The sequence below is a fragment of the Pseudomonas sp. GLN_2 genome (genome assembly GCF_043106005.1).
In the GTDB taxonomy this organism is placed as follows: Bacteria; Pseudomonadota; Gammaproteobacteria; order Pseudomonadales; family Pseudomonadaceae; genus Aquipseudomonas; species Aquipseudomonas alloputida.
Map to the genome: position 1 here is coordinate 68,591 of NZ_JBICMC010000067.1, position 14,376 is coordinate 82,966.

Genomic DNA, 14,376 nt, shown 5'->3' on the forward strand with positions numbered 1-14,376 from the left:
CACCGGCTCGACCATAAAAACAAGAGATCCACAACAGATGAGCATTTCGCTACCCGCACGTCAGCTGCTGCCTGGCCTGTTGGCCATGTCCTGCGCCCTCCCCGCATTCGCCGCCAACGAAGGTGGTTTCATCGAGGACGCCAAGGCCACCCTCAACCTGCGCAACTTCTACATCAACCGCAACTTCGTCGACCCGGCCCACCCACAGGGCAAGGCCGAGGAATGGACACAAAGCTTCATCCTCGATGCCCGCTCCGGTTTCACCCAGGGCACGGTCGGTTTCGGCGTGGACGTACTGGGCCTGTACTCGGTCAAGCTCGACGGCGGCAAAGGCACCACCAACACTCACCTGCTGCCCGTGCATGGCGACGGCCGCCCGGCCGATGACTTTGGCCGGCTGGGTGTGGCGCTCAAGGCCAAGCTGTCCGAAACCGAGCTGAAAGTCGGTGAATGGATGCCGGTACTGCCAATCCTGCGTTCGGACGATGGCCGCTCACTGCCGCAAACCTTCCGCGGTGGCCAGCTGACCTCCAGGGAAATCGCCGGCCTGACCCTGTACGCCGGCCAGTTCCGCGGCAACAGCCCGCGCAACGATGCCAGCATGGAAGACATGTCGCTCAACGGCAAAGCCGCCTTCACCTCCGACCGTTTCAACTTCGGCGGCGGTGAGTACACCTTCAACGACAAGCGCACCATGATCGGGCTGTGGGATGCCCAGCTCAAGGACATCTACCGCCAGCAATACCTCAACCTGACGCACAGCCAGCCGCTGGGCGACTGGACGCTGGGCGCCAACCTGGGCTACTTCATCGGCAAGGAAGATGGCGCCGAACGGGCCGGCAAGCTGGACAACCGCACCGCCTCCGCCTTGCTTTCGGCGCGCTACCAAGGCCACACCTTTTACGTTGGCCTGCAGAAGGTCAGCGGCGACGATGCCTGGATGCGGGTCAATGGCACCAGTGGCGGTACCCTGGCCAACGACAGCTACAATTCAAGCTTCGACAATGCCAAGGAGCGTTCCTGGCAGGTTCGCCATGACTTCAACTTCGCCACCGTCGGCGTACCCGGCCTGACCCTGATGAACCGCTATATCAAGGGTGACAACGTCACCGTGGGCAACGTGGACGATGGCAAGGAATGGGCGCGGGAAACAGAGCTGGCCTATGTGGTGCAGTCGGGCAGCTTCAAGGACCTGTCGGTGAAATGGCGCAACTCGACCATGCGTCGCGACTTCAGCACCAACGCGTTCGATGAGAACCGCTTGATCGTGAGTTATCCGCTGAATCTTCTGTGAATCAAATGGCCTCTTCGCGGATAAACCCGCGAGGAGGCCAGACGCCTCCTCAAATGACCTGAAGCTATAAAAATCCATGCCCCTTTTTTGAAGGCATGATTTGCAACAGCTTGATGAAATCCCTGCCATGAATTTGCCAGTGCACGCTGCCGCCATTCGCTGAGCTGATGATGGTGGTGACTGCAGGCTATCCTGATCACTATCAGGTACAGGTGAAACAAAGCAGAACAGGGAGGCACAACAATGAAAACCCTCGTCGACCACCTGAGCCAATACGCCAACTACCACCGCGATCCGCGCAATATCGCCACCCACTTCGTCGGCATCCCCATGATCGTGCTGGCAGTCACCATCCTGCTTTCACGCCCAGGCTGGGGGATAGCTGGCATGTGGCTGTCCCCTGCCCTGGTGGCAGCGGCGGCGTCTGTGTGGTTCTATTTGCGCCTGGACCTGCGCTTCGGGCTGGTGATGGGGCTGTTGCTGGGCCTGTGCCTGTGGGTCGGTGAGGCGCTGGCAGTGCAGTCGACAACGCTATGGCTCGGCGCCGGGCTGGGAGCGTTCGTGGTGGGCTGGATCATCCAGTTCATCGGCCATTACTACGAAGGCCGCAAACCGGCATTTGTTGACGACGTGAGTGGCCTGATCATCGGGCCGCTGTTCGTGGTGGCGGAAGCTGCGTTCATGCTGGGCCTGTGCCCGACCCTGAAGCGCGCCGTGGAAACCAACGCCGGCCCGATTGCCATGCGGCAAAAAAAGGCATCGGTGTAAAGGCCATTCGCGGGCAAGTGCCCTGTTGCAGGGGGCTTGCCCGCGAACAAGATTTACTGGCGCGATTCTACGCCAAGTTCATCCCACACCGACTCAGCCATGTGGAACGTGGCATTGGCCGCCGGAATGCCGCAGTAGATCGCGCTCTGCATCAGCACTTCCTTGATCTCGTCGCGGGTCACACCATTGTTGGCCGCCGCACGCAGGTGCAGCTTCAGCTCGTCGTTGCGGTTCATGCCAATCAGCATGGCGATGGTGATCAGGCTACGGGTATGACGCGGCAGCCCCGGGCGGGTCCAGATGTCACCCCAGGCGTGGCGGGTGATCATTTCCTGGAACTCGCCATTGAAGTCGTTGAGCTTCTCCAGGCTGCGGTCCACGTGGGCATCACCCAGCACTGCGCGGCGCACTTGCATGCCAGCGTCGTAACGTTGTTTCTCGTCCATGGCGTTGTCCTCAGTGAGCCAGCAGAAAATCGAGCACGCGGCGGCTGAAGGCCTCGCCAATCTCGACATTGGACAGGTGCGCCGCCGGGAAGTCGACGTACTCGGCACCTTGGATACCGGCCTGCATGAAGCGGCCATGCTCAGGGGTGGTAACCACGTCTTCCGTACCGGCAACGATCAGCGCAGGCACCTGGATGCGGCCCAGTTGCTCACGATAATCAGCGTCACGTACCGCTGCACAGTTGCCTGCGTAGCCTTGCGGGCTGGTTTGCGCCAGCATCTGGCAGATACGCTGGGCCTGCTCCGCCTGTGCCTGGGCAAAGCCCGGGGTGAACCAGCGGGCGATAGAGGCATCGCGCAGGTCGACCATGGCCTGCTGGCCGCCTTTGAGTACTGTGTCGATACGGGTGTTCCACACCTCGTCGTTGGCGATCTTGGCGGCCGTGTTGCACAGGGTCAGGCTGTGCAGGCGCTCACCTGCATGGATACCCAGCCACTGGCCGATCAGGCCTCCCATCGACAGGCCGACGAAGTGAGCCTTTTGAATGTCCAGGCCATCGAGCAGGGCCAGCACGTCGCGGCCCAGCTGTTCGATGCTGTAAGGGCCTTCAGTGACCAGCGATGCGCCGTGACCACGGGTGTCATAGCGCAGCACCCGGAAGTGCTGGCTCCAGAGCGGAATCTGGGTGTCCCACATGCCCAGGTCGGTACCCAGCGAGTTGGACAGGACCAGCACCGGGGCGTCATCCGGGCCATCGATCTGGTAATTCAAAACGCCATCGGCCAGTTGCAAGTGCGCCACAGCGGTCTCCTTCAGGCAGTAAAACGTTGATGTTCGGACACGGCGCGCGCCACCCAGACGCGGGCCTGGCCCAGGTAATGGGCAGGGTCGAGCAGGCGATCGAGTTCTTCGCCAGACAGCTCGGCGCTGACCTGCGGCTCGTCACCCAGCACGGCACGCAGGTGCCGCTGTTCGGCCACCGCGCGCTGGCAGCATTGTTCCAGCAGGTGGTGGGCACGGTCGCGCCCCAGACGCTGGGCGAGGACGATGCTAACCGCCTCAGCCAGCACCAGGCCTTGTGTCAGGTCGAGGTTACGGCGCATGCGCGCGGCATCCACCTCCATGCCCTCGGCAATCACTTGAGCCTGGCGCAGGGCACCCGAGACCAGGCAGCAGATGTCCGGCAGGGTTTCCCACTCGGCATGCCATAGGCCCAGGCTGCGTTCGTGCTCCTGAGGCATGGCTGCAAACAGCGTCGACAGCAGGCCCGGCACGCGGGTTGCGGCACCGATCAACACGGCGGCACCCACCGGGTTGCGCTTGTGTGGCATGGTCGAAGAACCACCCTTGCCCGGCGCAGAAGGCTCAAATACCTCCGCCGCCTCGGTTTGCATCAGCAAGCTGATATCACGGCCGAACTTGCCCAGGCTGCCGGCAACCAGGCCCAGTACCGAGGCAAACTCCACCAGGCGGTCGCGCTGGGTGTGCCAGGGCTGCTCGGGCAGGGACAGCTTGAGCTGTTCGGCCAGCGCTTCGGCCACCGGCATTGCCTTGCTGCCCAGGGCCGCCAGGCTGCCCGAGGCACCGCCGAACTGCAGGACCAGCAGGCGCGGGCGCAGTTCCTGCAGGCGCTGACGGTGGCGGGTCAAAGCCCCCAGTACACCGGCCAGTTTCATGCCCAGGGTCACCGGGGTGGCGTGTTGCAACCAGGTACGACCCACCAATGGCGTATCGGCGTGCTTCAAGGCCTGCTGCGACAGGGTATCGGCGAGCTTGCCGAGGTCGGCCTCGATCAAATCGAGGGCATCGCGCAGCTGCAGAACCAGACCCGTGTCCATCGCATCCTGACTGGTGGCCCCAAGGTGCACATAGCGCTCAGCCTCAGGTACGCCAGTGGCGATCACCTTGCCCAACGCTTTCACCAGCGGAATGGCCGAGTTGCCGGCGGTGGCGATGGCATTGGCCAACGCACCAACGTCATAGCGCTCGGCCTGGCATGCCGCCTCGATGGCTGCTACCGCGCTGTGCGGGACCAGACCGGCAGAGGCTTCGGCACGGGCAAGCGCTGCTTCAAAATCCAGCATGCCCTGCAGGCGGCCACGGTCGGAGAAAATCTCGCGCATGGCCGGCGCGGTGAAATAGGCGTCGAACAGTTGGTTGCTCATGCAGCGTCCTTAGTCATCATGGTGCAGGTACGCCGCCTGCTTCGGCAGGCGCAGGCTGAACAGGAAGGCAATCGCCATCATCGCCGTGACGTACCAATAGAAAGTGTTTTCCATCCCCAGGGTCTTCAGGCCCAGGGCCACATACTCGGCCGAACCGCCGAATGCTGCGTTCGCCACCGCATAGGCCAGGCCAACACCCAGTGCACGCACCTGCGGCGGGAACATCTCAGCCTTCACCAGACCGCTGATCGAGGTGTAGAAACTGACGATACACAGGGCCAGGCTGATCAGCACGAAGGCCATGAACGGGCTGGTCACGGTTTTCAGTGCCATCAGCAGCGGCACGGTGCACAGGGTACCGAGGCCGCCGAACAGCAGCATCGAATTGCGCCGACCGATACGGTCGGACAGCATGCCGAAGAACGGCTGCAACACCATGAACAGGAACAACGCCCCGGTCATCACGTAGCTGGCGTTCTTGGCTGTCATGCCCGCGGTGTTGACCAGGTACTTCTGCATGTAGGTGGTGAAAGTATAGAAAATCAGCGAGCCACCCGCGGTGTAGCCCAGTACCGTGATGAACGCCGCTGCGTGATTGCGGAACAGGCCTGCGATAGAACCTGCATCCTTGTCATTGCGGGCTTCGGCGCTACTGGTCTCGTGCAGCGAACGGCGCAACATCAGCGAGATCAGGGCGGCGATGGCCCCCACCACGAAGGGAATGCGCCAGCCCCAGGCCCGCAGTTCATCTTCAGTCAGCAGCTGTTGCAGGATCACCACGACCAATACCGCCAGCAACTGGCCGCCGATCAGGGTGACGTACTGGAACGAAGCAAAGAAGCCGCGCTGCCCACGCAGTGCCACTTCACTCATGTAGGTGGCCGTGGTGCCGTATTCGCCCCCTACCGACAGCCCCTGGATCAGGCGGGCCAGCAATAGCAGCGCCGGGGCCCAGGTGCCGATGCTGGCATAGGTGGGCAGGCAGGCGATCATCAGGGAGCCGAAGCACATCATCAGCACCGAGATCATCAGGGAGTTCTTGCGACCGTGGCGGTCGGCGAGGCGGCCGAAGATCCAGCCACCAATGGGGCGCATCAGGAAGCCTGCGGCGAATACACCTGCCGTGTTCAACAGCTGCACGGTGGGGTCGTCGGAGGGGAAGAAGGCCGGGGCAAAATAGATCGCGCAGAAGGCGTAGACGTAGAAGTCGAACCATTCCACCAGGTTGCCTGACGAGGCACCGACAATAGCGAAGATGCGCTTGCTGCGTTCTTCGCCGGTGTAATAGGTTGAGGTCATGAGGGTTTCACTCCTGGAGGGTCCTGGGTAAGTCTAGACATACCTAGTAACACACTCGTTCCGCTATCTGGCTGGCAATTGGCCTTGTGTCTCACAGGACAGACCTCTTCGCGGGCAAGCCCGCCCCCACAGGTGATTGCGTGGATCCCTGTAAGAGCGGGCTTGCCCGCGAAGCGGCCGGTACAGGTCAAACCCGCTCGATGGCCAGTGCCAGACCTTGGCCAACGCCCACACACATGGTCGCCAGGCCTTTACGCCCACCACTCTTCTCCAGTTGGTGCAGCGCAGTCAGCACCAGGCGTGCACCGCTCATGCCCAGCGGATGGCCCAGGGCAATGGCGCCACCATTAGGGTTTACCTGTGGTGCATCGTCAGCGACACCCAGCTCACGCAGCACCGCCAGGCCTTGACTGGCAAACGCTTCGTTAAGCTCGATCACGTCGAAATCGCTTACCGCAACCCCCAGACGCTCGGTCAGCTTGCGCACCGCCGGCACCGGGCCAATGCCCATGACACGTGGAGCAACGCCGCCGCTGGCCATGCCCAGAACGCGGGCACGCGGGGTCAGGCCGTGTTTCTTCACCGCTGCGGCCGAGGCCAGGATCATCGCTGCAGCACCGTCGTTAACGCCCGAGGCGTTGCCGGCGGTGACCGTCTTGTCCGGGCCGTTGACCGGTTTGAGCTTGGTCAGCGCCTCCAGCGTGGTTTCCGGGCGCAGGTGTTCGTCACGTTCGACGATGATTTCGCCCTTCTTGTGAGCGATACGCACCGGAACAATTTCTTCGGCAAAGAAGCCGGCAGCCTGCGCAGCGGCAGCCTTCTGCTGGCTGCGCAGGGCGAAAGCGTCCTGGTCGGCACGCGAAACCTGATAGTCGTCAGCCACGTTGTCGGCGGTTTCCGGCATGGAATCCACACCGTACTGGCGCTTCATCAGCGGGTTGATGAAACGCCAGCCAATGGTGGTGTCTTCCAGCTTCATGTTGCGCGAATAGGCGTTTTCAGCCTTGCCCATGACGAACGGGGCGCGCGACATCGACTCGACGCCACCCGCAATCACCAGTTCCATCTCGCCGCTGGCGATGGCGCGGAACGCGGTGCCGATGGCATCCATGCCCGACGCGCACAGGCGGTTCAAGGTGACGCCCGGGATGCTTTCCGGCAGGCCGGCCAGCAGCAGTGCCATACGGGCCACGTTGCGGTTGTCTTCACCGGCCTGGTTGGCGCAGCCGAAGAACACTTCGTCTACCTGGTCCCATTGCACGCCAGGGTTGCGCTCAATCAGCGCCTTCAGCGGCACGGCTGCCAGGTCGTCGGCCCGCACGCTGGCCAGGGCGCCGCCAAAGCGGCCGATCGGGGTACGGATGGCGTCACAGATGAATACGTCGTGCATCAGGCTTCTCCTGCCAGCTGACCATGATCAGCGGCGGTACGGGCGTCGAGGTCACGCATGGCGGACGGCTCGATTGGGGTGGGTGTGGAAATGGTCTGCGCGTGGCATTTGGAGGCTCCTGGTCAGGGTGCTTCGATGAACCCAGATTAAGGAGACTGGTGGGCGCCTTACAATCCGATAATCGACTATTTGTGCGATTAACGAACCATTTGTTGCGCAACTGCCCACGCCCACCGCAGGGCAGCTGTGCGCCCTGATCGCAGCACAACGCCGCACCTGTCGGCGCGGCGTTGTGCTGTGAATGGGCCGTACCGCGGCCCTCGCCCTCAGGTTGCGTCGGCGTGGCTGACCAGCCCCTTGACGACCACACCCACAGTCGCCAGCGCTGCCGGCACCAGCAACGCCGTCAGCACCTGCTCGAAGTTCCAGCCCAGGCCAAGCAGCGTTGCACCACTCCAGGCCCCAAGAATCGCACCAAAGCGGCCAATACCCAGCATCCACGATACACCTGTGGCACGGCCCTGAGTGGGATAGAAGCGCGCCGCCAGCGATGGCATTGCCGACTGCGCACCGTTCACACACATACCGGCAACCAGTACCAACGTAGCTAGCAAGGTGATGTTGCCCAGGCTCTGCCCCACTGCGTAGGCGAACACCCCGGCCAGCAGATAGAAAATGCCAATCACCTTGTGCGGATTGAAACGGTCCATGGCCCAACCCACGCCGACTGCACTTAGCACGCCGCCAAACTGGAACAGCGCACCGATGAACGCCGCCTGCTCCATGCTCGCGCCGCTGTCACGCATCAGGGTTGGCAGCCAGCTGGTCAGAAGGTAGACGATCACCAGGCCCATGAAATAGGTCAGCCACAGCAACACGGTACCCAAGCCGTAGGTGCCAGAGAAGATCACCGCGAACACGTTGCGCGCAGCCACCGCCTTTTGCTCAGGCACGCTGAAACTGCCTGCCTCGGCCACCACTTGCGGGGCGATTGGCGACAAGGTCTTGCGCACCTTGTCGGTGCCGCGGTTGCGCACCACCAGGAACCGCGCCGACTCCGGCAGCCAGACCATCAGCACCAGCGCCAGCAGCAACGGCAGCACGCCACCGATGACCAGCAGGCTGTGCCAGCCGTAGGCCGGGATCATCTTGGCGGAAATGAAGCCACCACCCGCCATGCCCAGGTTGAAGCCACAGAACATGCTGGTCACCAGCAGCGACTTGAGGCGCTCCGGGGTGTATTCGGACAACAGCGTGGTAGCGTTGGGCATGCCTGCACCCAGGCCCAGGCCAGTCAGGAAGCGCAGTACCAGCAACTGGTCGACGTTGGTGGCATAGGCCGAGGCCAGGCTGAAACCACCAAATACCAGCACCGCCCCCACCAGCACGCCTTTGCGGCCGAAACGGTCAGCCAGGGGCCCGGAGCCCAGGGCGCCAAACACCATGCCGATCAACGCGGCACTCATGACCGGCCCGAGGCTGGCGCGGTCGATCCCCCACTCTTGCGACAGTGCCGGGGCGATGAAACCCATGGCAGCAGTGTCCAGGCCATCGAGGAAGACGATCAGAAAGCACAGCAGCACGACTCGCCACTGATAGCGGGACAGCGGCTGCTGATTGATGAACGACTGAACGTCGAGGCTTTTGCCGACGTTGGTTTGCGCTTGATTCATTATTGTTATCCAGAATGTGGGGCACAGTCAGGCCATTGCACGCGGGTAACCGGTACAAAGGCGATGATTGGGGTATATGGCCTGGGTCAGCCTGGATACAACGGTACTGCATGCGGGTGCGGCCGCAGCAGGGAGGTGACAGTATTCATGCGTAAGTGCCTCTTATGTTTTTCTTGTTCGGTCGGCTAGCCGACCGTTGCGAGAGACATTAATCAGCGGGCCGGGGTGACGCAATTCACCCGGCACGACACTGTGCGTTTATCGCACAAGAAACGGTTTTGCCTGTTCTGATTCGGGGCCGCAACGTGCTCCCTGCGCTTTCAACCAAACAACTGATGGCAAAGGTCTCGACTGGCTGCCAGTAAAATCGGCAAGAACCGCTGCTCCAGTTCACTGCGGGTCACCCGCCCAACATGGGTACTTACGTTCAAGGCAGCCAACACCTGCCCCGAAGCGTCATACACCGGTACTGCAATCGATCGCAGCCCCTGTTCCAGTTCCTGGTCCACCACGCACCAGCCCTGGGCGCGCACCTGCTGGATGCAGGCGAACAACGATTCGGGATCATTCAGGGTGCGGCTGGTGCGCGCTTTGAGATCAGCACGTTCCAGATACTCACGCAGGCTGGTGTCGTCCATGGCCGCCAGCAGAATGCGCCCCATCGACGTGCAGTAGGCCGGCAGGCGTCCGCCCACCGAGAGATCGACCGAAATCAGCCGCTCGACCGTGGCCGAACGGGCGATATAAAGGATGTCGTCGCCTTCGAGGGTGGCCATGTTGGCCGCCTCATGCAACTGGTCGCTGATGCGATCCAGGTACGGCTGGGCAGAAATTGCCAGTGGCGTCGACGACAGGTAAGCATGCCCCAGGGTCAGCACTTTGGGCAGCAGCGAATAGGTACGCCCGTCGGTGGTGGCGTAACCCAGCTTGATCAACGTGTGCAGGCAACGGCGCACCGCTGCGCGAGGGATTTCAGTACGGTGGCTGATCTGGGCGATGGTCAGGTGGCGCTTGCGCTCCTGGAATGCCTGGATCACGGCCAGGCCACGTGCCAGCGAGGTCATGAAGTCCGGGTCACCGGTAAAGGCCTGGATGCGCTTGGCCGGGGAAGCCACGATCGGCGGCGCCATGGCAGCCGAAGCAGGTCGCGCCACCTCTGCATTGCCGGAATCGTTGCCCAGGGTTTCGTCACTCATCGCACACCTCAAAAAAAACACCGGTTCGTGCGATTATCGAACAAACGGCCGATAATCGCAATTGACCGCCGACACTTTTGCTTATACCTTTCTCATGCCACTTGTGGCTTCTTTGGAGAGACTGGTCAGGTACCCACCGTAGAAGTCCCCAGGCAACGGCCTCGCCTTTCGGCGAGGCCGTTTTTCATTACGACCCGCCCTGACATTGCAACGAACTTCTATCCGTCATTCCTTTCTAACTTGTACGAAAGGTCCAAACTGTTCGCGGGCACATCCTGCTATTTACGCCAGATGATGTCAGGGCTGCGTAAATTAACGATGATCGGCGAATTATCGGTTGCTATAATCGATTGCGCAGGCCCTCCGCTTACCGTGGTCATGGAACCTTCCGCTTTATCAAGCCGTTGCGGCCCGCAAGGCAAAATGCATGTTGCACAATGCATAACAACAGTCATTACACTTATTTCAGGTACTGCACGTGACGAAAGATGAACTGCGCGCGGAACTCGAGCGCCAGGCTGAACGTTACAAGGATGTTTATGGTGGCGAAGTCACCACTTACGCCGCACAACCGGATCCGGAACGCAAACCCTGGCGCAAGCGTGCCAGCGTTCGTGACCAGGCCTTCAGCCAGGAACTGGAACGCATCGAAAAAGAATTGCGCAGCGACAACCCCTGAGCCTCGGGGCGCCCTCTGCGTGTCGTCGCCCGGTATACCCGGGCGAGGTCGATCTTTACTGTCTGGCCGATGATGAAATGGAATCACACAAATTTCATACGGCCGTTTGAATTTTAGGGAAATGACCATTTCTCAACATTTCGGCCTTATTTCGCCATATTTTGTGATTTTTTACCGCCATTTATCGCCTTGAGCGCCCCCCTCCGCACGACACGATTGCACCCTGAAGGCGGTCATCTGTCTGTTGCAGGTGCATCGATTGCCAAGGTTTTCTGGCATAATCCCGCCCCCCTATGACCCGCCAGACAACCTTCATGATCGATTTATTCAGCGGACTGGATGCCTGGGTGTTGGTGAGCCTGCTGCTCGCCTTGACCTTCGTACTCGCCTTCGAGTTCATCAATGGCTTTCATGACACCGCCAACGCGGTAGCTACCGTCATCTATACCAAAGCCATGCCGCCACACCTCGCCGTGTTCTTCTCCGGCGTGTTCAACTTCCTTGGCGTTCTGCTCGGCGGTGTAGGGGTGGCCTATGCCATCGTGCACCTGTTGCCGGTAGAGCTGCTGATCAATGTGAACACCGGACACGGCCTGGCCATGGTCTTCTCGTTGCTGGCCGCGGCCATCACCTGGAACCTGGGCACTTGGTACTTTGGCATCCCTGCCTCCAGTTCGCACACGCTGATCGGCTCCATTCTCGGTGTCGGGCTGGCCAACGCCCTGATCAACGACATTCCGCTAGGCGACGGCGTCAACTGGCAGAAAGCGATCGATATCGCCATGTCGCTGGTGGTCTCGCCAATGGCCGGTTTCGCCGTTGCTGCCCTGGTGCTGATCGGCCTGAAATGGTGGCGCCCGCTGTCGAAGATGCACAAGACCCCGGAACAGCGCCGCAAGCTCGATGACAAGAAGCACCCACCCTTCTGGAACCGTCTGGTCCTGGTTGTTTCCGCCATGGGCGTGAGCTTCGTGCACGGCTCCAACGACGGCCAGAAAGGCATCGGCCTGATCATGCTGGTGCTGATCGGTATTGTGCCGGCCAAGTTCGTACTCGACCTGAACAGCACCACCTACCAGATCGAACGTACTCGCGACGCTACCCTGCACATGAGCCAGTTCTACCAGCGTAACGCCGCCACCCTGGGCGAGTTCCTGGCACTGGGCAAGGCCAAGGCCAGCGATCTGCCGGAGCAGTTCAGTTGCAACCCGCAGCAGACCGAGCCGACCATTGCTGCGCTGCAGACCTCGCTGAAAGGCGTGACGGACTATCACAGCCTCGATGCCGAGAAGCGCGTTGAAGTGCGCCGCTATTTGTTGTGCCTGGATGACACGGCAAAGAAGGTTGGCAAGCTGCCAGGCCTGGACGCCCGTGAAAAGTCCGACCTTGAAAAACTGCGCAAAGACCTCACCGCCACCACCGAATACGCCCCGTTCTGGGTGATCGTGGCCGTCGCCCTGGCCCTTGGCCTGGGCACCATGGTTGGCTGGAAGCGCGTGGTATTGACGGTGGGCGAGAAGATCGGCAAACAAGGCATGACCTATGCCCAAGGTATGTCGGCACAGATCACCGCAGCCTGCGCCATCGGTATGGCCAACGTATTCGCCCTGCCGGTGTCGACCACCCACGTGCTGTCGTCCGGCGTGGCCGGCACCATGGTCGCCAACAAAAGTGGCCTGCAAGGCGGCACTGTAAAAACCATCCTGCTGGCATGGGTCCTGACCCTGCCTGCCTCGATGGGCCTGGCGGCCGGCCTGTTCTGGCTGGCGTCCAAAGCCATTGGCTGAGTGACACCGCAATGAATAAAGGCGCCCTCGGGCGCCTTTTTCATAGCCGTTATGTCTGCCGAAGCAGCCTTGTGCTACCAGGGGTATGGGCGCGGCGCAGGAAGACTACCTTTTCTTGCCCCCTAACAACGACCCCATCAACCCGCGCACCAACTGCCGCCCCAACTGGTTAGCGGCCTGGCGCACTGCTGACTTGATCGCCTGCCCCGCTGCACTCTGCAAGAACTCACCCGCCTTGTCGGCAAAACTCTCTTCATCCGCCTTCGGTTGCGGCGCCGGTTCCACCGGCTCGCCCTTACGCTGGCTCAGCATTTCATAGGCTGACTCACGGTCCACCGGTTTGTCATAGCGCCCGGCCAATGGCGAAGCCGCAATCAGCGCACTGCGCTCAGCCGCACCCAGTGGCCCGATACGCGACTGCGGCGGTGCAACCAGCACCCTCTGCACGATCGCCGGTGTGCCCTTTTCTTCCAACGTCCCCACCAGCGCCTCACCAATACCCAGTTCGGTAAGCACCGCCAGGGTGTCGAATGTTGGGTTGGGACGGAAACCATCGGCTACCGCCCGCAGCGACTTCTGCTCCTTGGCCGTGAACGCCCGCAAGCCGTGCTGAATGCGCAAGCCCAACTGGGCCAGTACCGCGTCAGGCAAGTCACCCGGCGACTGGGTAACGAAATAGACCCCCACCCCCTTGGAGCGGATCAGCCGGACCACTTGCTCAAGACGGTCTTGCAGCGCCTTGGGCGTGCCGTTGAACAGCAAGTGTGCTTCATCGAAGAACAGCGCCAGCACCGGCTTGTCGGCATCACCGCGCTCGGGCAACTGCTCGAACAGTTCGGCCAGCAACCACAACAGGAACGTCGCGTACACCTTGGGTGCCTCGTGCACCAATCGGCTGGCATCGAGCAGGTGGATACGTCCACGGCCATCCGGATCAGGGCGCAGCAGGTCCTCCAGTTGCAATGCCGGCTCGCCGAACAGTGCCTCGGCACCCTGCTGCTCCAAGGTAGCGAGCCGGCGCAACAAAGCCTGGGTGGAGGCCGTGGTCATCAGCGCGCTGTCTTCGCCGAGCAGATGCGGGTTGTCCTTCAGATGCGCCAGCAGGGCCTTGAGGTCTTTGAGGTCCAGCAGCAGCAGGCCTTCGCGGTCGGCCACCTTGAATGCTGCATACAGCGCCGCCTGCTGGCTGTCGGTCAGTTCCAGCAAGTTGCCCAGCAGCAGCGGCCCCATTTCACTGAGGGTGGTGCGCAGCGGGTGGCCCGACAGCCCGGCGATATCCCACAAGCTCACCGGGTAGGCCTTGGGCGTATGCCCCAGCCACGGCATGCCGGCGATGCGCTCAGCCACCTTGCCTTGTGGCGCACCGGCAGCACCCAGGCCACAGAGGTCGCCTTTGACATCGGCGGCGAACACCGCTACCCCCGCGTCGCTGAACACCTCCGCCAGGTGCTGCAGGGTGACGGTCTTGCCAGTACCGGTTGCGCCAGCCACCAGACCGTGGCGGTTGGCCAGGCGCATTGCTTGCCCGACTGGCTGGCCATCCGGGCCCGCGCCTACAACGATGGTCGAAAATTCCGACATCTCTTTAATCCTCTGCTCAAGCTTTAGCTTAATTCGGCCGATACCTGTGGGTGTTATTCGCCTTAATTAGAGAGGAACAGCCGAAAAGGGACTTTTC

General features: G+C 61.7%; 12 protein-coding genes. 4 read left to right on the forward strand and 8 right to left on the reverse strand.

The window, feature by feature from the left end:
* Positions 1–37 precede the first annotated feature (37 nt).
* Positions 38–1,294: an OprD family porin gene (locus ACF8Q6_RS15990; protein WP_392492414.1), complete on the forward strand. Its 1,257-nt coding sequence runs from the start codon at positions 38–40 to the stop codon at positions 1,292–1,294.
* Positions 1,295–1,537: 243 nt separating this feature from the next.
* Complete coding sequence (locus tag ACF8Q6_RS15995; protein ID WP_392492415.1) at positions 1,538–2,062, forward strand: DUF962 domain-containing protein; 525 nt, start codon at positions 1,538–1,540, stop codon at positions 2,060–2,062.
* 53 nt (positions 2,063–2,115) lie between these two features.
* Here the strand turns inward: ACF8Q6_RS15995 and pcaC are convergent, their stop codons facing one another.
* The 7 genes from pcaC to pcaR all read right to left on the reverse strand — a co-directional run bounded on the left by pcaC (position 2,116) and on the right by pcaR (position 10,232).
* A complete protein-coding gene (gene pcaC, locus ACF8Q6_RS16000; protein WP_003251949.1) occupies positions 2,116–2,508 on the reverse strand; it encodes a 4-carboxymuconolactone decarboxylase in 393 nt (130 codons plus the stop codon).
* Between the two features lie 10 nt (positions 2,509–2,518).
* Positions 2,519–3,310: a 3-oxoadipate enol-lactonase gene (gene pcaD, locus ACF8Q6_RS16005; RefSeq protein ID WP_014754363.1), complete on the reverse strand. Its 792-nt coding sequence runs from the start codon at positions 3,308–3,310 to the stop codon at positions 2,519–2,521.
* An 11-nt stretch (positions 3,311–3,321) separates the two neighbouring features.
* Complete coding sequence (locus ACF8Q6_RS16010) at positions 3,322–4,674, reverse strand: 3-carboxy-cis,cis-muconate cycloisomerase (RefSeq protein ID WP_392492417.1); 1,353 nt, start codon at positions 4,672–4,674, stop codon at positions 3,322–3,324.
* A gap of 9 nt (positions 4,675–4,683) precedes the next feature.
* The gene (locus ACF8Q6_RS16015) at positions 4,684–5,973 is read right to left on the reverse strand and encodes an MFS family transporter (protein ID WP_003251946.1); all 1,290 of its coding nucleotides are present in this window, start codon (positions 5,971–5,973) and stop codon (positions 4,684–4,686) included.
* A 187-nt stretch (positions 5,974–6,160) separates the two neighbouring features.
* Complete coding sequence (pcaF, locus tag ACF8Q6_RS16020) at positions 6,161–7,366, reverse strand: 3-oxoadipyl-CoA thiolase (protein WP_392492424.1); 1,206 nt, start codon at positions 7,364–7,366, stop codon at positions 6,161–6,163.
* A 323-nt stretch (positions 7,367–7,689) separates the two neighbouring features.
* Positions 7,690–9,036, reverse strand: a complete 1,347-nt coding sequence (locus ACF8Q6_RS16025; protein ID WP_012053634.1) for an MFS transporter — start codon at positions 9,034–9,036, stop codon at positions 7,690–7,692.
* A 320-nt stretch (positions 9,037–9,356) separates the two neighbouring features.
* Positions 9,357–10,232, reverse strand: a complete 876-nt coding sequence (pcaR, locus tag ACF8Q6_RS16030) for a pca regulon transcriptional regulator PcaR (protein ID WP_003251938.1) — start codon at positions 10,230–10,232, stop codon at positions 9,357–9,359.
* A 478-nt stretch (positions 10,233–10,710) separates the two neighbouring features.
* On the opposite strand from pcaR, the gene ACF8Q6_RS16035 reads away from it, so the two are divergent.
* Together ACF8Q6_RS16035 and ACF8Q6_RS16040 are read left to right on the forward strand one after the other, a co-directional pair.
* On the forward strand, positions 10,711–10,911 hold the full coding sequence (locus ACF8Q6_RS16035; RefSeq protein ID WP_003251937.1) for a hypothetical protein: 201 nt from the start codon (positions 10,711–10,713) through the stop codon (positions 10,909–10,911).
* Between the two features lie 314 nt (positions 10,912–11,225).
* Positions 11,226–12,698 carry an inorganic phosphate transporter gene (locus ACF8Q6_RS16040; protein WP_003251935.1) on the forward strand — a complete coding sequence of 491 codons (1,473 nt, stop codon included), beginning with the start codon at positions 11,226–11,228 and terminating at the stop codon, positions 12,696–12,698.
* 105 nt (positions 12,699–12,803) lie between these two features.
* Here ACF8Q6_RS16040 and ACF8Q6_RS16045 read toward each other — a convergent pair whose 3' ends face one another.
* On the reverse strand, positions 12,804–14,279 hold the full coding sequence (locus ACF8Q6_RS16045; protein WP_392492418.1) for a helicase HerA-like domain-containing protein: 1,476 nt from the start codon (positions 14,277–14,279) through the stop codon (positions 12,804–12,806).
* Between the last annotated feature and the right edge of the window lie 97 nt (positions 14,280–14,376).

What these genes read in the sequence shown, in the direction of transcription:
- ACF8Q6_RS16015 (WP_003251946.1), bottom strand. Translation starts at nt 5,973, where the DNA reads ATGACCTCAACCTATTACACCGGCGAAGAACGCAGCAAGCGCATCTTC.
- ACF8Q6_RS16040 (WP_003251935.1), top strand. Translation starts at nt 11,226, where the DNA reads ATGATCGATTTATTCAGCGGACTGGATGCCTGGGTGTTGGTGAGCCTG.
- ACF8Q6_RS16045 (WP_392492418.1), bottom strand. Translation starts at nt 14,279, where the DNA reads ATGTCGGAATTTTCGACCATCGTTGTAGGCGCGGGCCCGGATGGCCAG.
- ACF8Q6_RS16025 (WP_012053634.1), bottom strand. Translation starts at nt 9,036, where the DNA reads ATGAATCAAGCGCAAACCAACGTCGGCAAAAGCCTCGACGTTCAGTCG.
- pcaC (WP_003251949.1), bottom strand. Translation starts at nt 2,508, where the DNA reads ATGGACGAGAAACAACGTTACGACGCTGGCATGCAAGTGCGCCGCGCA.
- ACF8Q6_RS15990 (WP_392492414.1), top strand. Translation starts at nt 38, where the DNA reads ATGAGCATTTCGCTACCCGCACGTCAGCTGCTGCCTGGCCTGTTGGCC.
- ACF8Q6_RS15995 (WP_392492415.1), top strand. Translation starts at nt 1,538, where the DNA reads ATGAAAACCCTCGTCGACCACCTGAGCCAATACGCCAACTACCACCGC.
- pcaR (WP_003251938.1), bottom strand. Translation starts at nt 10,232, where the DNA reads ATGAGTGACGAAACCCTGGGCAACGATTCCGGCAATGCAGAGGTGGCG.
- ACF8Q6_RS16010 (WP_392492417.1), bottom strand. Translation starts at nt 4,674, where the DNA reads ATGAGCAACCAACTGTTCGACGCCTATTTCACCGCGCCGGCCATGCGC.